At 59.6% G+C, this 22,211-nt stretch carries 18 protein-coding genes, 2 tRNA genes and 2 pseudogenes; 10 read left to right on the top strand and 12 right to left on the bottom strand.

Annotation, left to right across the window (positions count from 1 at the left end):
- Positions 1 to 568 (top strand): annotated as a pseudogene (locus IVB13_RS12030) (hypothetical protein); the annotation flags it as partial.
- A gap of 204 nt (positions 569 to 772) precedes the next feature.
- Here IVB13_RS12030 and IVB13_RS12025 read toward each other — a convergent pair.
- Both IVB13_RS12025 and IVB13_RS12020 read right to left on the bottom strand, forming a co-directional pair.
- The gene (locus IVB13_RS12025; protein WP_247488965.1) at positions 773 to 2,062 is read right to left on the bottom strand and encodes a HEPN domain-containing protein; all 1,290 of its coding nucleotides are present in this window, start codon (positions 2,060 to 2,062) and stop codon (positions 773 to 775) included.
- Between the two features lie 1,449 nt (positions 2,063 to 3,511).
- Entirely contained in the window at positions 3,512 to 4,267 is a 756-nt protein-coding gene (locus IVB13_RS12020; protein ID WP_247488963.1) for a hypothetical protein, read from the bottom strand.
- 134 nt (positions 4,268 to 4,401) lie between these two features.
- On the opposite strand from IVB13_RS12020, the gene IVB13_RS12015 reads away from it, so the two are divergent.
- The 5 genes from IVB13_RS12015 (at position 4,402) to IVB13_RS11995 (ending at position 12,925) form a co-directional block, all read left to right on the top strand.
- A complete protein-coding gene (locus IVB13_RS12015; RefSeq protein WP_247488961.1) occupies positions 4,402 to 4,767 on the top strand; it encodes a hypothetical protein in 366 nt (121 codons plus the stop codon).
- A 965-nt stretch (positions 4,768 to 5,732) separates the two neighbouring features.
- Positions 5,733 to 7,274 (top strand): class I SAM-dependent DNA methyltransferase, encoded by a 1,542-nt coding sequence (locus tag IVB13_RS12010; protein ID WP_247488959.1) that lies wholly within the window; start codon positions 5,733 to 5,735, stop codon positions 7,272 to 7,274.
- Positions 7,271 to 8,455: a restriction endonuclease subunit S gene (locus IVB13_RS12005; RefSeq protein WP_247488957.1), complete on the top strand. Its 1,185-nt coding sequence runs from the start codon at positions 7,271 to 7,273 to the stop codon at positions 8,453 to 8,455. Before IVB13_RS12010 ends, IVB13_RS12005 begins: the two co-directional genes overlap by 4 nt.
- Before the next feature lie 204 nt (positions 8,456 to 8,659).
- Positions 8,660 to 11,887, top strand: a complete 3,228-nt coding sequence (locus tag IVB13_RS12000) for a DEAD/DEAH box helicase family protein (protein WP_346732279.1) — start codon at positions 8,660 to 8,662, stop codon at positions 11,885 to 11,887.
- Positions 11,888 to 11,977: 90 nt separating this feature from the next.
- Positions 11,978 to 12,925 (top strand): DUF5655 domain-containing protein, encoded by a 948-nt coding sequence (locus IVB13_RS11995; protein ID WP_247488953.1) that lies wholly within the window; start codon positions 11,978 to 11,980, stop codon positions 12,923 to 12,925.
- Positions 12,926 to 13,037: 112 nt separating this feature from the next.
- Here IVB13_RS11995 and IVB13_RS11990 read toward each other — a convergent pair.
- Positions 13,038 to 13,109: transfer RNA gene (locus IVB13_RS11990), tRNA-Arg, on the bottom strand.
- Positions 13,110 to 13,167: 58 nt separating this feature from the next.
- On the opposite strand from IVB13_RS11990, the gene IVB13_RS11985 reads away from it, so the two are divergent.
- A tRNA-Arg gene (locus tag IVB13_RS11985) sits at positions 13,168 to 13,244 on the top strand.
- A gap of 91 nt (positions 13,245 to 13,335) precedes the next feature.
- On the opposite strand, the gene IVB13_RS11980 is transcribed toward IVB13_RS11985, so the two are convergent.
- Entirely contained in the window at positions 13,336 to 13,545 is a 210-nt protein-coding gene (locus tag IVB13_RS11980) for a hypothetical protein (RefSeq protein ID WP_007598219.1), read from the bottom strand.
- Positions 13,546 to 13,713: 168 nt separating this feature from the next.
- Here IVB13_RS11980 and dinB point away from each other — a divergent pair, with 168 nt between their 5' ends.
- Positions 13,714 to 14,817 carry a DNA polymerase IV gene (gene dinB, locus IVB13_RS11975; RefSeq protein WP_018455858.1) on the top strand — a complete coding sequence of 368 codons (1,104 nt, stop codon included), beginning with the start codon at positions 13,714 to 13,716 and terminating at the stop codon, positions 14,815 to 14,817.
- Positions 14,818 to 14,932: 115 nt separating this feature from the next.
- Here the strand turns inward: dinB and IVB13_RS11970 are convergent, their stop codons facing one another.
- The 6 genes from IVB13_RS11970 to IVB13_RS11945 form a co-directional block, all read right to left on the bottom strand.
- Complete coding sequence (locus IVB13_RS11970; protein ID WP_007598221.1) at positions 14,933 to 15,226, bottom strand: hypothetical protein; 294 nt, start codon at positions 15,224 to 15,226, stop codon at positions 14,933 to 14,935.
- 240 nt (positions 15,227 to 15,466) lie between these two features.
- Positions 15,467 to 16,153 (bottom strand): DNA-3-methyladenine glycosylase I, encoded by a 687-nt coding sequence (locus IVB13_RS11965; protein ID WP_247488952.1) that lies wholly within the window; start codon positions 16,151 to 16,153, stop codon positions 15,467 to 15,469.
- 111 nt (positions 16,154 to 16,264) lie between these two features.
- Positions 16,265 to 16,792, bottom strand: a complete 528-nt coding sequence (locus IVB13_RS11960) for a GNAT family protein (RefSeq protein ID WP_085385541.1) — start codon at positions 16,790 to 16,792, stop codon at positions 16,265 to 16,267.
- A gap of 121 nt (positions 16,793 to 16,913) precedes the next feature.
- Positions 16,914 to 17,654, bottom strand: coding sequence for a di-trans,poly-cis-decaprenylcistransferase (locus IVB13_RS11955; protein WP_018455855.1), 741 nt, complete (start codon positions 17,652 to 17,654; stop codon positions 16,914 to 16,916).
- 31 nt (positions 17,655 to 17,685) lie between these two features.
- Positions 17,686 to 18,060 (bottom strand): transcriptional regulator, encoded by a 375-nt coding sequence (locus tag IVB13_RS11950; RefSeq protein WP_007616058.1) that lies wholly within the window; start codon positions 18,058 to 18,060, stop codon positions 17,686 to 17,688.
- Positions 18,047 to 18,664 carry a hypothetical protein gene (locus tag IVB13_RS11945; protein WP_018455854.1) on the bottom strand — a complete coding sequence of 206 codons (618 nt, stop codon included), beginning with the start codon at positions 18,662 to 18,664 and terminating at the stop codon, positions 18,047 to 18,049. Before IVB13_RS11945 ends, IVB13_RS11950 begins: the two co-directional genes overlap by 14 nt.
- 198 nt (positions 18,665 to 18,862) lie before the next feature.
- On the opposite strand from IVB13_RS11945, the pseudogene IVB13_RS11940 reads away from it, so the two are divergent.
- A pseudogene (locus IVB13_RS11940) lies at positions 18,863 to 20,109 on the top strand (serine protease).
- Between the two features lie 72 nt (positions 20,110 to 20,181).
- Here IVB13_RS11940 and IVB13_RS11935 read toward each other — a convergent pair.
- Together IVB13_RS11935 and IVB13_RS11930 are read right to left on the bottom strand one after the other, a co-directional pair.
- Positions 20,182 to 20,460: a DUF3551 domain-containing protein gene (locus IVB13_RS11935; protein ID WP_083926408.1), complete on the bottom strand. Its 279-nt coding sequence runs from the start codon at positions 20,458 to 20,460 to the stop codon at positions 20,182 to 20,184.
- Positions 20,461 to 20,606: 146 nt separating this feature from the next.
- A complete protein-coding gene (locus IVB13_RS11930) occupies positions 20,607 to 21,581 on the bottom strand; it encodes a tripartite tricarboxylate transporter substrate binding protein (protein WP_018455852.1) in 975 nt (324 codons plus the stop codon).
- A gap of 125 nt (positions 21,582 to 21,706) precedes the next feature.
- Here IVB13_RS11930 and IVB13_RS11925 point away from each other — a divergent pair, with 125 nt between their 5' ends.
- A complete protein-coding gene (locus IVB13_RS11925; RefSeq protein WP_018455851.1) occupies positions 21,707 to 22,126 on the top strand; it encodes a VOC family protein in 420 nt (139 codons plus the stop codon).
- The last annotated feature ends 85 nt before the right edge of the window (positions 22,127 to 22,211 follow it).

The raw sequence follows: 22,211 nt of genomic DNA, 5'->3' as shown, positions 1-22,211 counted from the left end.
TCGCTCACGCAGCTTGAGCGCGATCAGCCTTCCCGAAAGCGGCCTGCCGGGGTCTTCGCCGGATGCGTACAATGAAGATGTTGCAACGTTACGTTCATTTGCGGGCTGTCGATCTGGTCGCTCGGCTTGGGTAGCGATCCCATCCACTAATCTCACCCGAGCAAACAGGAAAAGAGAGAAAGAGAGAATGCTTAGAACTACACTTGCGCTCGTCGTCCTTGCGACCATTCCCGTCGACACAAGCTTCGCCCAACAACGCTCGCTGACGGATGCTGAGAAGAGGATCATCACGAACACGTATGGGAGCCGACTAAAGGATCCACTATCAGCTCAATATCGATGGCCCAATCTGATCAAGGCTCAGGCTGAAGCGCCCGACTACTGCTTTCAAGTCAACGCCAAGAACTCCTACGGAGCCTATGTTGGTTTTCAGACTGTCTTGGGCTCAGTATCGCAGCGGAATGGCACTATCGTAAGCTATAGCTTCAAAATGGGTGCCGAAAGCAGTTCGATGATGAATGACACAGCAAACCAATTTTGCGCTATCGGCGGCTACAAGTTTCAATAGCCCGCTCCGTAGGCTGTGCTCTGGGACTTCGCGACAAGCGAAGTCCTAAAACCTTTTTCGGAAGTCCAATCCATTGCGTAACGGGCCCACCAGAACTTTTTTTCCTTACCCTTGGCCATTAGCCTTCCACGTCTGAGACTGCGTTAGCATGATTGAAGCTGTGTCTCACGCGGCGCTAGGCTGACCACGATGTAGCCATGGGCGTCATTTGCTTTCGCCTCTCAATAAATCGACTTCACGCTGGATGACGCGGTTGCAGATATCTCGGAGCTTGTTCGATAGCAGGCGCTCCTTGAAGTTGAGCGTCGCCTTGCCTCGATGAACGATTTGCGACCGAACCGCATATAGCTCGTCGAAATCCTTTAGCAGTGTTCGACGCTCCTCGTGGCTCTTGCCAATCAGGTAGGCGCATCGATTGCGAAGTAGTTGGCCTAATCCAATTGCGTCAGACATCGCCTTATCGCCAAGTAGGACCTCTAAAACGACCATCGACTGCACATAGCTAAGTCGACGGTCTTGCACGCCATAGCTTTCAAACAACCATCCGGCCCCCAACGTGGTTGCATCCGCCTTGTCGCCAGCGGAAAAAACGGCTCTTAGCTCATCCACGATCAGCATGGCCAGCGACAGCTTGCGTTCCTTGCTCGCCCCTGTGAACATATCGTTGGATCGAAGTTGGTCGAACACTCGAGACGTGTCTCGATCGAAGTCGATCTTCGTGTGGATCGTCCAACCGTCGCCATCAGCCTTGTGAACGAAAAACGAGTGCGTGGGTGGGGACATATGATAAACGTCCTCAACCTTTAGCAACCGTAACGCTAGACCCAAGCCTAGAAACGACTTTAGGAGCCGCTCAGCCCGGACAGCAGGAACTGTCCCGCCGTAAGAACCAACAAAGCCCTGCGTCTCGATTTGAAGATAGATCCTGTTCTCGCTGTAAGTCACGTTCGCAGGGGTAGGAAACAGCAAGCTCCCGCCATGAATTTTGCTCTGTCTTTTCTCATCCGTGTGATCCAGCGGATATTTTTCGGCGAATTCCTTCGTAGCTTTTACCAGCCGGATATTCGGTCCAAGTGACTCGTCGACGACAAATGGAACGAATAATTCCGAGACGTCGCTTGGGAGAGGAATAGAGAAAACGTATCGCCGTGGGAGTGACTGGAATGCGTCTATCAGCCGTGCTGCGTGCGCGGGAGCGTCCTCGAAACCTGCTACCTCGGTGAGCTTTTTCAGCCCGTTCTGGGAATACTCGTTGACCGCCAACTCATCCTGCAGCGAGTCATAGACGAAAACCATTGCTGGGAAGTCCGAGTCGACATATTCACTAAGCTGATCACGGAGAGCCCCGTGGTCAGGCAACGATTCATCGAGCTTGATAAGCGCCAACCGACTATCACTGTTGAGGAACATGTTGTTGTTCACTTCCACCTGAGGAAGCGCCTCCGCCAAAGAGGTCGTCAACCGCGCCTTCAATTTTTTATGCAGATTGAGCATCTGGGCCGCTCCCGTCAGAAGGATTAGCTAAGCCGTTCTGTAACGTGATAGCCGCGCTCTTCTAGGCAACGGCTGACGGGAGCACCCGCTTGTATAAACCCACCATTCCTGGCCTTTTCCTGGCACTCTGCGAGCTCGTTTGCGTATTTGGTGCTGTCCACGCGGCGCATGTCGACAGCGGGAGGCGTGTTGACGGTGTTCACGGCGCAGCCGGTAAGAGGCAATAGGGTCAATAGAGGTCGCAATATGTCGCATTAAGTGTCCCCCGAGCAATCTAAGCGCGAGGGATGATTCTGCGCAACACTTCAACCGAGCCGGCCTCCTAGTGCACGCTCGCGCTGCCCAGAGCGGCGAGCAGCTGATCGATTCATCGACCAGCTCGGCCGACGGCTTTCGCCGGGCAGCACGATCGACGGATAGTCCGGATCGCAATCCGCGCTTGATGCGGGGTAAATGTCGGCCGCGGCACAGGGCGACTTGAATGAGGTTCTCCACGCAGCCGCGCCCCATGACGACGTGGTCGTCGGACCGCCATGTGAGTCGGCAAGCGTGGGCAGCAGTTGAAAGTAACGGTCGTCAGCAATCAGCAAGGTCTCCCTTTTAGGCCCACACAGCGGTGTGGCGTCATAAGACCACTAGTCGCGAAGTGGCGCCAAGCCGGTATTGCTATTTTTAGTTGCAAGATGGGACTAACGCAATTCCGCACTTGGCTTCAGGCGTAATGGGAATACGATCAGGAGGCTTGGCGCGCACCTTGTCGGGAGTTGTGCGCCTGCCCAAGAGACCGCCGCCCACCGCAGTCTCCTCAGCGCGGCGGTCTCAAGGCCAACCTCGCCATGGCGGACCTGGGAAATGGTCGACCCAATTAGAAGCCAGCTGGTGCGTCAGACCCGCTGTCCGGTCGCTGGTAGCTCCGACACCGTGGAAACGAATCTTCAGTCTCCGCTGTTGATCCTGTGTGCCGTCCATTGATCATGGCGAGGTGGAGACCGGCGAGCCGGACCCCCTCGGTCACGCCCATGGCCCTCGTGAGCCGGCGAGCATGGCCGAAGGTAGCTAGCCAGGGCGGTCAGCTCTCCCAATCTCCGGAAGGTTCTTCGACCAAGACGTGAGCCGCCGGAGCCGGCGATCGGCCGGGAGTAGGCATCATCACACGAGACCTTTTCTTCTCTTTCTGCGGTGACAAGAGCTCAATAGCCGGGCCTCTTGGCCCGGCGGGGGTCGAGGGGGCGGCAGCCCCCTCCTTTCCACAAACCTGTCCGCAGGGTCCCCTCTCTCTAAAGTAACTCTCTAGTAACAACTAACTTAGTTACTACTACTGGCGAAACTCGCGCCGGTAATTTTTCGGCTATCTTAAACATGTCAGGTAGTTACGAGTTTTTGTCTGGGACCAAACTTCCATTTACAGGCTTGGGGCCGGTCCGAAGCCGTCCCAGACAAGATAGGCAGCTACCGGTTGCGCCAACGATGCCAAGCACCCCTTGGTGCTTCAAGCTCTTTGACGATGTTTAGAAGGTTCTCGGCCTGCTTCTTCTCTGCGTCGGCGCCGAACATGGCAGAGTAGACCGCCGCGATCTGTGTCAGGGACGCCCTCGGAGCGTGCCGCCTATGGGCCTCCGTCAAGGCTTCGCGGAACTGTGCAAGCTCCTCCGCACGACCCCGCAATTTGACTAGCGAGTGATTGCCCCGATGCTTGGCGCAAGCACGATCAAGGGCGGCCATCCGCTTGTCGGTGATCTCGGCAGCGCGCCCTAGACGCTTGCGCTCAACGTCGCGAGCACGCCGCGCATCTGCCTTGGCCTGGCGTTCGGCGGCGTGAATGCGGGCGCGTGCGGTGTCGAGAAGCCGTTCCCACTGGCGTTGCTTCTGGCGTTGGGTCGTTGAGCGGCACTGCTCCCAGCCCTTGATCATGAAATACAGGTCGCGACGTCGCTGCAGCAGAATAGGGTCGGGTGGCTTGTGCGTTTGCTGGGACACCCCGTTGTAAGCTTGCGCGAGCAGCGCGTCCCTAGTCTCCAGCGCCTCGACCGCTGCCATGTCGTCGGCGTCGGCGACGTCGAGTGACTGATCAGGCGCCTGATCGGTCGTCATCTGGAGGGTGCTGGATTCGACGGCCGGCTCGTCGTCGAGTTGTAAGAGCAGATTGGCGATCCGGATCGCCTGCCCGCGCTTGATCTCATCGTGATCGAGATCGCTCTCGTCCAAAGTTTTGTGGTCGAGCTCGAGATTCTGGGCGCGATCTTCGCTTGATCTGCTACAATTCACGTATCGGAACTTTCTGTCTGAGAAACGGCAAGGGCCGATCTTCTTAAAACCACGCGCTTCGCCGGCGCGTGGTTTTGCTTTTTAAGGTCTATTATAGCAAGCGCGAGCCAGAGTTGCCCGTGTTGCCTTATGCTCCTGCACAGAAAGAGATGGAGAAGCTTCGCGCGTTGGCCGAGGCTGCGCTCGACACTTGTAAGCAATCGCCTGATCCATCTTTAGCAAACCTCGGATGCCAACTCTATGCACACCCCTTGTTCAGGATCGGCTCGCCAGAAGCGCTCAACACACAGAAACGCAGGTCAACTGAGAGAATTTCTGCTCATTCGCACAGAAAATCTGTGCACTATTATAGAAAACAGCACGCCAAACTGTGCGAAGCGACCAGAAAAATGCCGTTACAAATCTATCTTATAGAAACGCAGCATGAGATTTTCCGCTGAAATTGGCGAACTGAGCACTAATCACAGGCATAAAAATTTGCGTTCTGTTCCGAGTAGGCGGTGGCTTAAAGACGTTCCAGGCAGACAGCAGGGCACTTTTCGCTAAAAATGAATTGCTAAAAATTAGGTTCAGATTTCAACAGCGGATCGGCTCCGGGCCATCCTGAACAAGTTCCGGAAAAGCTTCTACAGAAGCTTGAATGCATATTCGCTGCGCGGGTTGCAGGCCCAAATTATTGCCGGCCCGAGGGACCATTCCGCCGGTCACACGATCCAAAATGAATCTGCGAGCTCACAATGAGCGAGAAACTCGAAGTGAGTCCGAGTAAAATGACTGAACTTCGCTGGATCAGCTGCTGAGGCGTAACACGGCTGAGTCTTTTCAGTTGCCCTTGGGGTTGTTCAGGCAAGCCGGCAACAATCTAGGAATCAATGTTTTATCTGCCGGTCCACAGGCGCAATTTTGTTGCTTGGAATGAGGCTCCTGTCGCAGACATGATCGCGGTCAGAAGCGCTCGAACAGGCATAAATTGCGGCGCCCGTGGCTTGTCTCCCCGGTGAGCAGGCAGCTGTTGCAAGCCGCTCCATGGTGGACGATCGCCACTAAGGGTGTCGGGCTCGTGATCAGAGCAGACAGGGCCATTCGAGCATACCGCAACTCGATCCAGGCCCAGGGTCGAGGCGAATCGGGGGCCCGCTACGAGGCCTTTCAAGGCTCTGTGCTCCAGCTGTCACTGTCTCAAGCCAGATTCCAATGCGCGCCACCGACTGCGAGGCTCACGTCCTCGACGTCCGCGTCGCTAGAAGCGAAACCGGTGGCTATTTGTCTCTGTCCACGCAGTCGCTGATCCGGGCGCGGGTGACGATCCAGCGAGCCCACCGAGCGCTCCCGACCCGGAGGACCTTGGCGTCTTTCCTATTGATCGCCAACCCATTAGGTTGCTTCGCAGATTCGGGGAGGCGGCATGCTGACGGGTGAACTTCGGTCGAAGATCGACGGGGTATGGAATGCGTTCTGGGCGGGGGGCATCGCCAATCCGCTCGAGGTGATCGAGCAGATCACCTATTTGCTGTTCATGCGCGGCCTGGACGAGGCCCATACCCGCGAGGAAAACAAGGCGAACCGGCTCGGCAAGCCGATGGAGCGCCGGATCTTCCCCGAGGGCAAGGATGGCCTCGGCAAGGGCAACGGCGTCGCATATGAGGACATGCGCTGGTCCAAACTGAAGAACAAGGACCCGGCGACCATGTTCGAGCTGGTTTCCGAGCACGTCTTCCCTTTCTTGCGCAACATGGCCGAGGCCGGCACCGCCCACGCTGACCATATGAAGGGCGCGCGCTTCACCATCCCGACGCCGGCGCTGCTGGCCAAGGTGGTCGACCTTCTGGCGGACATCCCGATGGAGGACCGCGACACCAAGGGCGACCTCTACGAATATATGCTCGGCAAGATCGCTAGCGCCGGGCAAAACGGCCAGTTTCGCACCCCGCGCCACATCATCGCGCTGATGGTGGAGATGATGGCGCCGGGGCCAAAGGACGTGATCGTCGATCCCGCCTGCGGCACCTGCGGCTTCCTGGTCGCGGCTGGCGAATATCTGCGTGAAAATCATCCAAAACTGTTCCACGACGTAGCGAGCCGCGACCATTTCAACGAGGAAATGTTTCACGGCTTCGATTTCGACGGCACCATGCTGCGGATCGGGTCGATGAACATGACCCTGCACGGCGTCGACAATCCGGACATCCGTTACAAAGATTCGTTGGCACAGGAACATTCCGGCGACGAAGGCCGCTACAGTCTGGTGCTCGCCAATCCGCCGTTTGCCGGTTCGCTGGACTACGAGACCACGGCGAAAGACCTGCTCGCGGTAATCAAGAGCAAGAAGACCGAGCTTCTGTTCATGGCGCTGTTCATCAAGCTGCTGAAGCCCGGTGGGCGCGCGGCGGTGATCGTGCCCGATGGCGTGCTGTTCGGCTCCTCCACCGCGCACAGGGAAATTCGCCGTATGCTGGTGGAGGACCACAGGCTCGATGGCATCGTCAAGCTGCCGTCCGGTGTGTTCCGGCCCTATGCCGGCGTCTCAACCGCAATCGTATTCTTCACTAAGACCAATTCCGGCGGCACCGACCAGGTGTGGTTCTACGATCTGCAAGCGGACGGCTTTTCGCTCGACGACAAGCGCAATCCGCTGCTGCCGGAGAACAAGATCGGAGCAAAGGCGAAGCTCAGCGACGAGGAGCACGCGAAGAATAACCTGCCTGACATTGCGACACGCTGGAAAGTGCGTGGCGCCGACGAGCGTAAGCGCCCGCGCACGGCGCAAAGCTTCTGCGTGCCCAAGGCCGAGATCACTGCAGCCGCCTATGACCTCTCAATCAACCGGTATAAGGAGGTCGTGCACGAGACTACCACGCATCGCGCCCCAAAGGACATCATCGCGGAGCTAAAGGCATTGGAGCAGGAGATCGGGCACGGGTTAGCGGAATTGGAGGCAATGTTGTGAGCTTGCGAACTGCCCGACTTGATGACATCTGCGAAATCAATCCTGGAATGCCAAAGTCGCTTGATGACAGTGAGATCGGGTCGTTCCTTTCGATGGCGGCAGTCTCGGAGGGCGGCCGGATAAATTTTGAGGAAGAGCGGCCAGTTGCAGCAGTCAAAAAGGGCTATACTTACTTTGAAAGAGGCGATGTTCTTCTCGCGAAGATAACCCCCTGTTTTGAGAATGGGAAAGCCACCCGAACGGCTGCCTTGGGACGCCCATTTGGCTTCGGTTCGACCGAATTTCATGTGTTACGGGCGGCTAACGAAGTGCTTCCCGACTACCTTTTCTACAGAATTTGGAACTCTTCGTTCAGAGAGTTTGCCGCCAAAAACATGACAGGCAGCGCGGGTCAGAAGCGCGTTCCGGTCGATTTTCTTCGTCGGCTCGAAATTCCTCTCCCTCCGCTCGGCGAGCAGCGGCGGATCGCCGCGATTCTGGATAAGGCGGATGCGTTGCGCCGCAAACGCAAGCGCACCATTGAACTGCTCGACAGCCTCACCCAGTCGATTTTTCGTCGGTCTTTTGTCGAGCGGCATTCAAGTAAATGGCCGGTGCATTCAGTCGAATCAGTGGCGCTAGATGCGCGGACGGGCCCGTTTGGCAGCCAGTTGTTGCGTTCTGAATTCGTTGATCAAGGAATCTCGGTTCTAGGCATCGACAACGTCGTAACAAATGAATTTCGATGGGGAGAGCGGCGCTACATTTCAGAAGAGAAATATGCTCAGCTCCACCGCTACACGGTCTCGCCGGGTGATGTCCTTATAACGATAATGGGAACTTGCGGGCGATGCGCTATCGTGCCCGACGACATCCCTATCGCAATCAATACAAAGCATCTTTGCTGCATAACGTTAGACAAAGAAAAGTGTCTGCCGGAATTCCTTCAGGCGACCTTTTTGCAGCATCCAGATGTTCTTCAACAGCTCGGAGTTCAAGCCAAAGGTGCCGTTATGCCCGGGTTGAACATGCGCATCATAAAGTCTCTTACGATTAGCTTGCCACCAATCAACTTACAGATGACTTTTGTCAAAGAGATCTTGAGCCTGAAGGCGATGCTGATGTCATCCAGGATTGCCGAAACAACAACTGCCTCCCTGTTTTCCTCGCTTCAGTCTCGCGGCTTTTCCAATCAACTTTAACTCGGGCACTCCATGTCCAACTTCGCCTTCCTCGCCGCTGAATTCCCCGCCGTGCACGAGGCGGCGGTGGAGGCGGAGCGTCAGGCCGCAGTGTCGCCGACGGCGGCGGCGTTCTTTACCGGCAAGGCAGTCGAGATCGCGGTAAAATGGGCGTTTCGCAGCGACCCCAATCTGAAGCTGCCCTATCAGGACAATATCGCCGCGTTGCTGCACGAGCCGACTTTTCGAAAAGCGGCGGGCGAAGCGGTGTTCGCGAAAGCGAAATACATAAATTCGCTGCGCAATCGCGCGGTGCACGAGGAGAGGAAGACCAGCCCCAGCGATGCCGCGGGCGCGGTGAAGGAGCTGTTTCACGTCTGCTTCTGGCTGGCTCGCACCTATGCCCGCAAAGCGAAGCCGGCGGATGGCCTCACCTTTGACGCCGCGGTGCTTTCGCGTCGCGACGATGTGTTGAAGAAAGCCTTCGTTCAGATCAAAGCGCAACAGGCCGAACTCGATGCCAGGAACGGCGAGCTAACGAAGCTTCTCACCAATAAGCAAAACATCGATGATGAGTTGAATCAGCTACGCGCGGCGGTCGCCGCCGCGCGTAAGGCCGCCGAAACGAAGCCGGACACGCACAATTATAACGAGGCCGAAACCCGCGACCGCTATATCGACCTGCTGCTGCGTGAGGCCGGCTGGGCGCTTGATCAGCCTGACGACCTTGAATTCCACGTCCAGGGTATGCCGAACAATGAGGGCATCGGCTTCGTCGATTACATGCTGTGGGGCGCCGATGGCAAGCCGCTCGGGCTGGTCGAGGCCAAGCGCACCCGCAAGGACGCGCGCCAAGGTCAGCAGCAGGCGAAGCTCTATGCCGACTGCCTCGAGGCGAGCACAGGCCAGCGCCCGGTGATCTTCTATTCCAATGGCTATGAGCACTGGATCTGGGATGATACCCGCTACGCGCCGCGGCAAATCGGCGGCTTCTATAAGCGGGACGAACTGGAGCTGCTAGTCCAGCGCCGAAATGGCCGCAAGCCGCTGGGATCCGAAAAGATCAGCCGCAAGATCGTCGAACGGCCCTATCAGCACCGGGCAATTCGCAATGTCGCGCGGAGCTTTGAGGCGGATGGCGAGCGTAAGGCGCTGCTCGTGATGGCGACCGGCTCCGGCAAGACCCGCACCGTGATCGCGCTGATCGACCTGTTGATGCGCGCCGGCTGGGCCAAGCGCGTGCTGTTTCTCGCCGACCGCGTCGCGCTAGTGAACCAAGCGGTGAAGGCCTTCAAGGAACACCTGCCGGATGCCGCGCCGGTCAACCTCGTCACTGACCGCATTGGTCAAGGCCGGGTGTTTCTGTCGACCTATCCGACGATGATGAACCTGATCGATGGCAAGCAGGAGGGCAAGATCAAGTTCGGCCCCGGTCATTTCGACTTGATCGTGATCGACGAGGCGCATCGCTCGGTCTACCAGCGATTCCGCGCCATCTTCGAGTATTTCGATTCCTTTCTAGTCGGGCTTACGGCCACTCCGAAGGACGAAATTGACAAGAACACCTATTCGCTGTTCGATCTCGAGGACGGCGTGCCGACCGATGCTTATTCGCTCAATGAGGCGGTGGCGGATGGATACCTCGTGCCACCGAGTGCGATCTCGGTGCCGCTCAAGATCGTGCGCTCCGGCCTGCGTTACGACGACCTCACCGCCGAGGAGAAAGACCAGTGGGACATGCTGGAATGGGGCGAGGACGAAGTTCCCGACAGCGTCGATGCCGCCGAGGTCAACAAGCGACTGTTCAATGAGGATACGGTCGATCACGTCATCGCGCACCTGATGACGAACGGAATCAAGGTGGAAGGTGGCGATCGGCTCGGCAAGAGCATCATCTTCGCCAAGAATCAGGCCCATGCCGAGTTCATCGAGAAGCGGTTTAATGCCGGCTATCCGGCGTTGGCGGGGCACTTTGCTCGGATTATCACTCATCAAACCAACTACGCGCAGACGCTGATCGACGATTTTTCTAAAAAGACCAAGGCACCGCATATCGCCATCTCGGTCGATATGCTGGATACCGGCATCGACGTGCCCGAGGTCGTCAATCTGGTCTTCTTCAAGCAGGTCCGCTCGAAGACGAAATTTTGGCAGATGATCGGTCGCGGCACCCGGCTGTGCGAGAACCTATTCGGCCCCGGTCAGAATAAGGAGTTTTTCCGCGTCTTCGACTATTGCCAGAACCTGGAATTTTTTGGTGCCAACCCGGAGCTGAAGGAAGCCAGCACGGCGAAATCTCTCTCAGAACGACTGTTCGCGGCGAGGCTCGATCTTGTTGTTGCCCTCGATAAGAAGCGTCAAAAGATTGGAGGCTTCTCAGCTGGCGAACAGGAGCCCTACGAGGCTGGCGAAGCGGATGACAAGCAGCCAAGCGAGAGCGATATCCGCGCCGATGCCTTGACGACCCTGCAGGACATCATTGCAGGACTTAATCCTGACAATTTCGTCGTCCGCCAGCATCGCCGCGCCGTCGAGAAATATCGCGAACCGAATGCCTGGCACACGATCGACGATGAGACACGCCAGGAACTGCTCGCCGAGATCGCGCCACTGCCGTCCGCGCGAGGTTTCGGCACCGAAGAGGCTAAGCGCTTCGACCTCCTGATGTTCTCGTTGCAGCTTGCTCTTCTCAACGGATCGAAGCGGTTCGATGCTTTGCGCAAACAACTGATGGAAATTGCCTCGGCGCTCGAAGACCAGACTGGCATTCCAGCCATCGCACATCAGGCCGTGTTGCTGGAGGAAATTCAGACCGATCAATGGTGGGAGGGCGTCACGGTCCCTCTGCTCGAGCTGGTGCGCCTGAGGTTGCGCGATTTGGTCCAGCACATCGAAAAATCAAAGAAAGCGGTGGTTTATTCAAATTTCGCGGATGAGATCGGCCAAGGCGTCGAACATGGGCTGCCACAGGTCGGCGAGGCCGACTTTGCCCGGTTCAAAGCCAAGGCTCGCCATTTCCTGAAGGCGCATGACGATCATATCGTGCTGCACAAACTGCGGCAGGGCCGTCCGCTGACGCCGACCGACCTGAGCGAGCTTGAAAAGATGTTGCTGGACGCCGGTGTCGGCGAGCAGGGCGATATCGAGCGCGCCCGAACGGCTAGCCGGGGTTTCGGCCGCTTTGTCCGCTCGCTGGTCGGCCTCGATCGCGCCGCTGTGAGCGAAAGTTTCGGAGAGTTCCTCTCATCTGGAACTGCATCAGCCACTCAGATTGCCTTTATCGACATGATCATCGAGCATCTGACGCACCAGGGCGTCATGGACCCAGCTTTGCTTTACGAGCCGCCATTCCGGGACATCGCACCAACGGGGCCGGAACATCTTTTCGATGAAGCGCGGGTCACGCGAATCTTCTCCAAGATCGAAGCGATCAACGCGAGTGCGGTGGCTTGAGGCGGATCGACAGAGCTCGCCATAGAGGGACGTCGTGGGCTCGCTTTCCACCGATCCGGTCACATACGCCGCTAGGCGAAGGAGACCCGTATGAGTGACGTCAAGCTTTTCAAGATCGACAGCACCCAAGTTTACGAGCTCCCGGGCGATGCGCTGCAGGTCGAAAGGTCCCTACAGGCTCTCTTTGAAGCAAATCTAGAATCGTTGCTCGGAATTCGCTTTCTGGCGACGGAACATGCGACGGGTTCAGTGCATGGTGGTCGAATTGACACTCTCGGGCTGGACGAAGACGATAGTCCGGTCATCATTGAATACAAGCGTGCGGTCAATGAGAACGTCATCAATCAAGGACTCTTCTACCTCGATTGGCTTCTAGATCACCGTAAGGAATTCCAATGGCTGGTCATGGAAAAGTTAGGACCCGACATCGCCAAGGACGTTGATTGGAGCGCGCCGCGCCTGATCTGCATTGCCGGTGATTTTACAAAATACGACCAACATGCCGTCAAACAAATCGCCCGGAATATCGAGCTCATTCGGTATCGTCGGTTCGAGACAGGGCTTTTAATGTTGGAGTTGATTCACGCCCCAAAGCAGACCAAATCAATCTCCACAAACCTGTCGGATACCCCCAAGCCGAGCTCGACGATCACAGATGAGTCCGTCGATGATCCATATATCAGCTCTCGAATTGACTATCGGCTTGCAAAATCTGATCCGGTCCTTCGCGATCTTTTCGACGCGGTCCGGCAGTATATCATCGGGTTTGGCGATGACGTTCAAATCAAGGAGCTAAAGAATTACATCGCCTTCAAACGCTTGAAGAACTTCGCGTGCGCCGAGATCTATCCCCAAGTTAAGGTCGTCACCCTTTATCTGCGGCTCGACCCGACGAAAATGGACCTCGAAGATGGCTTTTCCCGCGATGTCACGAAAATTGGACATTTCGGCACTGGCAATCTCGAGCTCTCCCTAAAAACAATGGACGATTTTGCAAAGGCGCAACCGCTCCTACGCCGAGCGTATGAGGGCTCTTAGCTAGTCTGAATATCCTTGCCGGCGCGGCCCACGAGCAACCTCAAGGCGCACTCTGACGGCCTGCCCCTCAGAGGGGTCGCCACGCTCCCGGCGCACCCGGCACTGGCTCTCCTGGCGCACCCGACACGATTCGAACGTGTGACCCTTGCCTGAGGAGGGCTACGCAACCATCCGACCGAGCCACCCCAGGCGAATCAAGCGGTTGCCCGCCCCCCGCTAATCGGCTAAATGAACCTCGACTAGCACCCGTAGCTCAGCTGGATAGAGCGTTGCCCTCCGAAGGCAAAGGTCACACGTTCGAATCGTGTCGGGTGCGCCAGTCTCCTCCAGTGCGCGCTGGAGGCACCCTCACCCGATTTGCGTTGTTACCCCGCCCGCTCAGGTCATCGCCTGCTCGGCGCAAGCCCACCTCAATTCAGCATCGAGATGATCGCCTGAACCTGGTCGGAAGCCGACGTGACCAGTCCGTCGTAGGACGTCTGACCGTGTGCGGCCGCCTTCAGGATGCATTCGGCGACCGCCGCCTTCAGGCCGAACACCGACTGATCGGGCGGCACGCTGGCCATCACGGCCTCCAGCGCCTGACGCATCGTTCGAATGAGTTCGGAGCTGTATTGCATGGGCTGTCCTCCGCAGCCTCATATTAGAGCGCGTGGCCATGCTGGCCACTCACAAGCCTGAGATTGTTTTTTGATGAAGTGGGACATCCCGGAGCGGCGGCCAGCCTGTCTCGAGCGCTGAACCACACCCACCTCGCGCTTCTCATCGCTCGATTGTATCATCTTGCCATGAGCGAATCCGACACGGCGACCGGCGAAGCTTCGCCCGTCCGCAAGATCATCCATATCGACATGGATGCCTTCTACGCGTCCGTGGAACAACGCGATCATCCGGAGCTGCGCGGAAAGCCGGTCGCCGTCGGAGGCTCCGCGGAACGTGGCGTCGTCGCGGCCGCCAGTTATGAGGCCCGCGAGTTCGGCGTTCGCTCTGCCATGCCATCCGTGACGGCGAAGCGACAATGTCCCGATCTGATCTTCGTCAAGCCGCGCTTCGAGGTCTACAAGGCGATCTCTAGGCAGATCCGCGACATCTTCGCGGAGCATACCCCCATCATCGAGCCGTTGTCGCTCGACGAGGCCTATCTCGACGTGACGGAAAACCTGCAGGGCATCCCGCTGGCGCGTGATGTTGCGCTCAGGATCCGCGAGAGGATCAAGGCCGAGACGGGCCTCAACGCTTCGGCCGGCATCTCCTACAACAAGTTCCTGGCCAAGCTCGCCTCCGATCATCGCAAGCCCAACGGTCAGTTCGTGATTTCACCGGAGATGGGACCCGCCTTCGTCGAGACCCTGCCGGTCGGAAAGTTCCATGGGATAGGCCCGGCCACGGGTGCGAAGATGAACGCGCTCGGCATGTTCACCGGTCTCGATATTCGTCGTCAGACGCTGGAGTTCATGAATGCGAATTTCGGCAAGTCGGGCGCCTATTACTACTGGATTTCGCGCGGTGTCGACGAACGGCCGGTCCGGGCCAACCGGGTCCGCAAGTCCATCGGCGCGGAGACCACGTTCTCAAGCGATCTCACCGAATTCGACGCGCTGGTCGCCGAGCTCAAGCCGCTCGTCGACAAGGTGTGGCGCCATTGCGAGGCGACGGGCAGCCGTGGCCGCACCGTCACCTTGAAGATCAAGTTTGCCGACTTCGAGATCATCACGCGCAGCAGGTCCGCTCTTTCGCCGGTTGCAGGCCGGGACGATCTTGAGCGGCTGGCTTGCGGCCTGCTCGAAGTCGAGATTCCGCTGCCCAAGAGCGTCAGGCTGCTGGGGGTCTCGCTGTCTTCCCTCCAGGCCGGGGACGATGCGGAGCCGCCGCAGCTGACTCTCGGCATCTGAACCAAACCGACGGGCTTTCGGCGGACGCAGAGAGCCACGTCGAGCGCGCTCGCAACGCGAATCTACGGTGGCGGGTTTTCAGACTCGCCGCCGAAGGACGATCCGCTGGGCCCGATCAATGCCTCACGTGCTCGAACACGACGATCACGCCCGTCGGTTCGGGCTCGTGTGCCATCAGGCGGGTCAGCTCGGAATCGCCCCAATCGGCGAGGCTGACGACTTCGCCGCTCTGACGCTCGGTGCCGGGCGGCGCCGTGGGCTCGACGACCTTCAGCCCCGTCTCATCGACGAAGAAAGTGTGCTCGCCGAACATGCTGTTGAGCTGCGGCATCGCGGGATGCTCGTCGGGCAGCACTTGAGCGCCGAGCTGGTTGACGGTCTGCTTCACCTGTTCGGATGTGAGCTTCATGAGCTGCTCCGTTTCTGTCACGTCGGTTTCACTGAGCTGAGCCAGAGCGGGCGTTCCCTGCGCTGATGTTCGCCTGGCCCAATCTTCCGAACAGGTGCTACGCACAAATGTTCCGGAGAAATGCATTTCGTGATCGCGCGTCGCGTCTGCCGCGCTTGCGGCACCAGATCGCCACAGGATGCACATGATTCAACATCCCAAGAGCCAAATTCCAAGAGCTGATTTCAAGAGCCGAATTCGTTACTCGCTTCTGTTCTCGCCAACAGAGAGCGCGCAGATGCGTGACAGATATGTGTAGGACAACCCGGTCTCCTCGGCCCAGGCGTTGAACTGCGCCTGCACCTTGGCGAGATCGCCCTTCGACTTGACCTCTTCGGCAATGTCGAGACCGGCATCGCGCAGGCAGGCCACGACGTCCCTGGACGTCACAAAGCCGTCCCAGCCGACGAACCGCAGCAGCATCTGGCCGGTATTGCCACCCAAACGGCTGCCGCGCTTGCTTAGAAGCTCGAGCAGGCCGATCTGGTCGGACGGCGGCCACTTCGTCAGAAACCTGCCGAAGCTGCCGTGCTCTCTTGCGATCTCCTGGACGAAGGCCGCGTTGTCGCGCACCGACATGATCTTGGCACCGTTGCACACGATGCGCGCGTCGCGCAGCAGGTCCTCCCAATAATCCTCCGGCTGGAAGGTGAGCTTGGCCGGTTGGAAACGCAGGAAGGCGTCTTCAAACCCGTCCCATTTCGTCTCGATCACGCTCCAGGCAAAGCCCGCGCAAAACACACGCTTCGTCATCTCTGCGAGGATGCGGTCGTCGCCGCGTTTGGCGAGGCCCTTCAGGTCGGGCTTTTCCGGCATCAGCTTTTCGAGCGCCTTGGGCCCGCCCTTGCGTTTTTCGGCGCGCGCACGAATGGTCTTGAAGGAGGTCATTGGGAGACACGCGATTGAGGGTGTGCCACGACACCAGAATTCGACGCTCGGGTCCAGCTCCGCCACGTCCGCCGACTTCGGTCGCGCTTGCTCGGTTCGCGGCAAGCCCGGCTATCGCGACAGACGCTTCGCGAGATGGACCGACTGCCAGTCTCCGAGACCGGTGTCCTCGAACCCCGCTTTCTTCGCAAGACCGCGCATCTCGGCGTTCACGCGCGCGGTCTCGGCTGCAATCATCTCGTGACCGAGATCGCTCGCGTGCCTCTCCATCGCCGTCATCATCTGGAGGCCGACGCCCTGGCGCTGAAAGCCATCGGCAACAGAGATGGCGAAATCACCATGCCGTGCAGCCGCATCGTAGGCGTATCTGGTTTCGCCGATGATCGTGCCCTGCCCTTCGTGCCTGATCTCGGCGAGCAGGGTGAAATGACCGGGATTGCTGGTCTTGGCGACGCATTCGGCCGCGATCATTGCAAAGTCCGCCCGCGCGCCCATGAAGCGCTTGTTGCGCGATGTCGTGGAGAGGCTCGTGAAATAGATCGAGAGGATCTCGACATCGGACGCGCTGGCCGGCCTGATACGAAGCGTGGCGTTGCCTTCGGCTGACTCGACAATGGCATCCAGCAACGGCTGTGACATGCGCGCGGCTCTCGGCAGGTTGCATCGAATGCACACCTAGCCGAGACCGCGCGCTTACCGCTTGGACGGTGCTGCCAATCTTGCGGCCGAAAACGAACAGTTCGTTGCTCGGTGCCGGGCGTCACACGCGAGAGAGTGAAGGCACCTCCTCCGGCACGATCGCCTGGAGGCCGCCGAAGCGACGCTCGCGGCCGTGGAAGGAGGCCAGGGCCGCAGCGAGATCGCCTGCGTCGAATTCGGGCCACATCCGCTCGGTGAAGTGCAGCTCGGCATAGGCACCTTCCCAGAGCAGGAAGTCCGACAGCCGTTTCTCACCCGAGGTGCGGATGATGAGGTCGACGTCGCGCAAACCGGCCTCGCCGGTGACGAGCTGCGAGAACGCCTCGCGGGTGAGACTCGTCAGCGCCGCCGCCTTCGCCGCCGCGTTGAGGATGGCGTCGCGGGCGGAATAGTCGACGGCGATGCGCAGATGAAGCGTGCCACCGTGCGCGGTGGCGTCTTCCGCGCGCGCGATCGCATTGGCGATACCGTCGGGCAGGCGGTCTCGCCGGCCGATCACGGTGAGGCGCACGCCGTTCTTGACCAGGCTCTGCACCTCGTTGCCGAGGTAGAATCTCAGAAGCGTCATCAGCGCGGCGACCTCGGCCTTCGGCCTTCGCCAATTGTCGGTCGAGAAGGCGTAGAGCGTCAGCGTGCCGATGCCCTGCTTGGGCGCGGCCTCGACGATGCGGCGGATCGCCTCGACGCCGGCCTCATGGCCGCGCACGCGCGACAGGCCGCGCCGCGTCGCCCATCTGCCGTTGCCATCCATGATGATGCCGACGTGAAGCTTGTCGTTGCGGGACACAAGGTCACTTTGCATTGCAAAGTCTCCGGTCAAAAAAGGGGGAGGATCAGGTCGAGACGATACCGAGACGGCCGAGCGGCGCCGCCTCGCGGCCGGCAGCCTTGGCTGCGTCGCGCACCAGGCGTTCGAGCACGGCGAGATAGTCGAGGAAGCGGCGGCGGCCGGCCTTGGTCAGGCGGCAGGTCGTGTGCGGGCGATTGCCCTCATAGCCCTTGGTCACCTCGACGAGGCCGGCTTCCTGGAGCACGGCGAGATGCCGGCTGAGATTGCCGTCGGTGAGGCCGCAGAGCTGCTTGAGATCGGCGAACGCCAGACCTTTCGGATGCGCCATCAGCGAGGTCAGAAGTCCGAGCCTCGCCTTCTCGTGGATCACGCGGTCCAGTCCTTCATAAGAGAAGGGTGCGCTGTCAATCTTCGACATCATGGTCTCCCGATGCGAAATACAGAATGCCCGCCATCACCGATTGCCCGATCACGAAGGGCAGGCCCATGGTCCATGGCGACAGCGTATGGGTCTGGCTCGCGAGCACCACCACCGCAAAGCCGGATATGAAATACCAGGCGCCGGCGAGCGCCACGGTGCGCGGCAGCGAACGGACGGAGGCAAAAATGCCGAGCGACACCAGGATCTGCCACAGGCCCGGCAGCAGCCACAGCGTTTCGCCCGCGAACTTCCACATCACCACCGCAAGCAGCACACCGGCAACGCCAGCGGGCAGGAATTGCTCGACGGCCTGGTGGATCATGGCATCAGCGAGGCCCGAATGATGGCGGCGCGAACGCGCGCGCATCTCGATGCCGATGATCAGGCCGGAGAGCGCGGCGGCAATGAACCAGCCGAAGAAGAAGCCGAGCGGTTCGCTGGTGGCATCACCAAGCAGCCAGAATTCCAGGATCGCGGTGAGAAGCGCGACCGCGCCGGTCGCGGCCATCGTCGCCGGGCCGTAACCGCGAAATGCCGTGCCTGCCGCAATCTGGCTGCGGATCGCCACGATGTCGGCCAGTGCCTTGTCGAGATCGCGCATTGGCAACGCCAAAACCTCGCTCCGCCTATCCCTGCCGGTCTATCCGTCTGTTACTTTGTACCGCAAAGCATATCGGATTGCAAAGTAAAGGCAAGTCCCGAAGGTCGCCCGAGAGGATCCGTCCTCAACAGACAACTGCCGGTTGCGCGAGACGTCCTCCCGCGGATAAGATGCGCGCGAACGCGCTGGGGGGAGAGTATGTGGCTTAAGCCATTCATCGTTGCGTCATTATTGCAGGTGAGCGTCGTCACCGCAGCACAGGCAGCCGGCCCATTCGGCAGCGTCAAAATCGGCAACTGGGTCGGCGGCGCGTTCAGCAATGACGAAACGGGAGCCTTCTCGCATTGTGCCGCGACGGCGCCTTATGCCAACGGCGTCATTCTCGTCGTCGGCCAGAATGCTGGGGGCTCGTGGATCTTGAGCTTTGCCAGTCCCAGCTACCGCTTCAAGCAGGGCGAGAATGCCGCGATCGACGTCATCTTTGACGGACAGGAGCAAGCCAGATTGTTCGCCACGGCCAACCAGACGAACATGCTCAGCTCCGTCATGCCTGCCAACGTGGTACGAACGTTTCAGAAGGCAAGCCTGATGGTCGCGACGAGCGGCCGCACCGTGCTGAATTTCGACCTGACCTCGGCCGGGCCCGTGATTGCGGCACTGGCCAATTGCGTCACCAAGGTGAAAGCCGACGGGCTCGACAAGGCCGGCGACTTCACCAAGATCGCCGCCAAGCCGCAGCCAGCGCCGGACAAGCAGGGACCGCCAGCCAACGGCAGCAAACCTGCCAGAGCCAAGAGCGGCACCGGGTTCGTCGTGAGTGCCAGCGGACACGTCGTCACCAATAACCATGTGATCAATGGCTGCGTCGGCGACATCAAGGGCAATCTCACGGGCGAAGCCGGAATGGTTTTGCGCGTGGTGTCGAGCGACGCCAACAACGACCTCGCCTTGCTGCAGGCGCCGTCGACGACCATGTTCAAGGAGTTCGCCCGGATCCGCGACCGCTCGATCCGCTCCGGCGATTCCGTCGTCGCGATCGGCTTTCCCTTCCATGGGCTGCTGACTTCGGACTTCACCGTCACGACCGGCATCGTCAGCTCGCTCAGCGGCATGCGCAACGATTCGCGTTTCCTGCAAATCAGTGCGCCGGTGCAGCCCGGCAATAGCGGCGGCCCGCTGTTCGACACCACCGGGCAGATCGTTGGCGTCGTTACGGAAAGCTGGACGGATTACGGATGGCCGCTGCGACCGGCAACATCCCCGAAAACATCAACTTCGCGATCAAGACCGGCGCGTTGCGCGACTTCCTCGACAACTCCGTGGTGCCTTACCAGACTGCCGAACCGAAAGGCGAGATCAAGACCACAGACATCGCGGGCAATGCGCGGCCCTACACGATGCTGATCTCGTGCAACGGAATCGAGCAGGCCGACGCGAAGCGGTAGCGGCAACGCGGGCCGGCTGGAGGCGTCGAGCCTATACGAGGCGCTCCAACCGGGCTGAAGTCAGCCAGCTCGCTAGTACGGCGCGACGGGGCGCGGCCGCCGGTGCGATCGCGGTTGCGCCGGAGAAACCTGGCTGTAGGCAAAGCGGGGATTGCGATCGCAGTACAGCAGCCGGCCGGACACGCTGGCTTGGCATTGTTCATAGCTGCTGTAGGAGCATTCCCCCGGATAATCATACTCACCGCCCTGGGCACACCAAGGATAGTCGCGCGCCGCTGCCGGCGTAACCGTCGCGAAGCCGGCAAGGGCTGTCACGCCGAGTGCCACCAGCACCAATTGCGTCTTACGCATGATCTACTCCTCTCCTCACAGCGCATCATACGCGCCATATACCCATCAGGTTTCACGAAGCCGCTTTATTCCAGCTCAATGGCACGGCATCCAAGAAAAAAGCCCTGCCGAACGGCAGGGCTCCATTCCCGGACATCACAAGATCGCTACTCGACCTTCAGGCCGGCGAACTCGACCACCTTCTTCCATTTCTCGGTCTCGGCCTTGATCTCGTCGCCGAACGCCTCGGGCGTCTGCGCCCGCGGCTCGCCGCCGAGTTCGACCAGGCGCTTGGCCATGTCCGGCTCCTTTATCAGCGTGTTGATCTCGCTGTTGAGCTTGGCGATGATCTCCTTGGGCGTGTTCTTCGGCGCCCCCATGCCGAACAGCGCGCTCGCCTCGTAGCCCTTCACGGTCTCGCCGATCGCCGGCACGTCGGGCAGCTGCGGCGAGCGCTCCGCCGTGGTGACGCCGATGGCGCGGAGCGAGCCGGAGCGGATGTGCTGGATGATCGAGGGCATGTTGTCGAAGATCACCTGCACCTGGCCGCCGAGCATGTCGGTGATCGCGGGTGCGGCGCCGCGATAGGGCACGTGCTGCATCTTGCAGCCCGTCAGCGCCATGAACATCTCGCCGGACAGATGCACCGAGGTGCCGTTGCCCGAGGAGGCCATGTTGACCTTGCCGGGGTTGGCCTTCACGTATTCGATGAACTCGGCGACGGTCTTGGCCGGCACGTCCTTGTTGACGGTCATCACGTTCGGCACGCGCTGGAACGAGGCGACCGGCGCGATATCGCGCACGAAGTTGAATTTCAGGTTGGTGTAGAGCGAGGCGTTGATGAAGTTGGCCGGATTGACCAGTTGCAGCGTGTAGCCGTCGGGTTCGGCGTTGACGACCGATTCGGTGGCGATATTGTTGCCGGCACCCGGCTTGTTTTCGATCACGAATTGCTGGCCGAACTTCTCCGACAACCGCTGGCCGATCAGGCGCGCCAGGATGTCGGTGGCTCCGCCCGGCGGATAGCCGACCACCCATTTCACCGGATGGGTCGGGTAATCGGCGGCAAGGGCCTTCGACAGCGGGCTGGCTGCAAGCGGACTGGCGGCGAGCAGGCTCAGCGCGGTACGGCGTGTGATCATCTCAAGGGTTCTCCCAACGTGTTGTTCTTGAAGCCAGATAGCTTGAAAATGGCGTCGGCGCGGTTGTAACAAAGCTTGCCGCAGGCGCAAAGTACACGGGGTGCATCACGACGAAAGGATAAGGCATGGCGGTCAAGGTCGAAGCCCTCGATCATCTCGTGATCAACGTCGCGAACGTCGCAGTGACCGCCGAGTGGTACGGCAAGATTCTCGGCATGGAAGTCAAGGTATTCGACCCCGGCGGCGGCAAAGCGCCGCGGACGTCGCTACAATTCGGTAACCAGAAGATCAACGTCCGGCCGCGCGATGCCGACAAGGTGGAGTGGTTCACCGCGGACCACCAGACCGCCGGCAGCGAGGATCTGTGCTTCCTCACCTCCGCCAGCCCCGACGAGGTGGTGGCGCATTTGAAGGCACATGGCGTTGCGATCGAAGAGGGCCCGGTTCCCAAGCAGGGCGCCCGCGGCACGCTGCGCTCGGTCTATTGCAGGGATCCGGATGGCAGCCTGATCGAGATTTCGTCATACGAGGACGGCGGCCGGTAAGGCCAAGCCGCCTGCCCCACGCACCGTCGCATGAGGGCTGAGAGAGCAGGAAGACGCAATCATCAAAACGCGGCCGCCGGCAAGA

It is taken from the genome of Bradyrhizobium sp. 17 (assembly GCF_023073515.1).
In the GTDB taxonomy this organism is placed as follows: Bacteria; Pseudomonadota; Alphaproteobacteria; order Rhizobiales; family Xanthobacteraceae; genus Bradyrhizobium; species Bradyrhizobium canariense_D.
The sequence above is the reverse complement of the archived record's forward strand: the minus strand, read 5'-3'. Positions and strand labels throughout refer to the sequence as shown.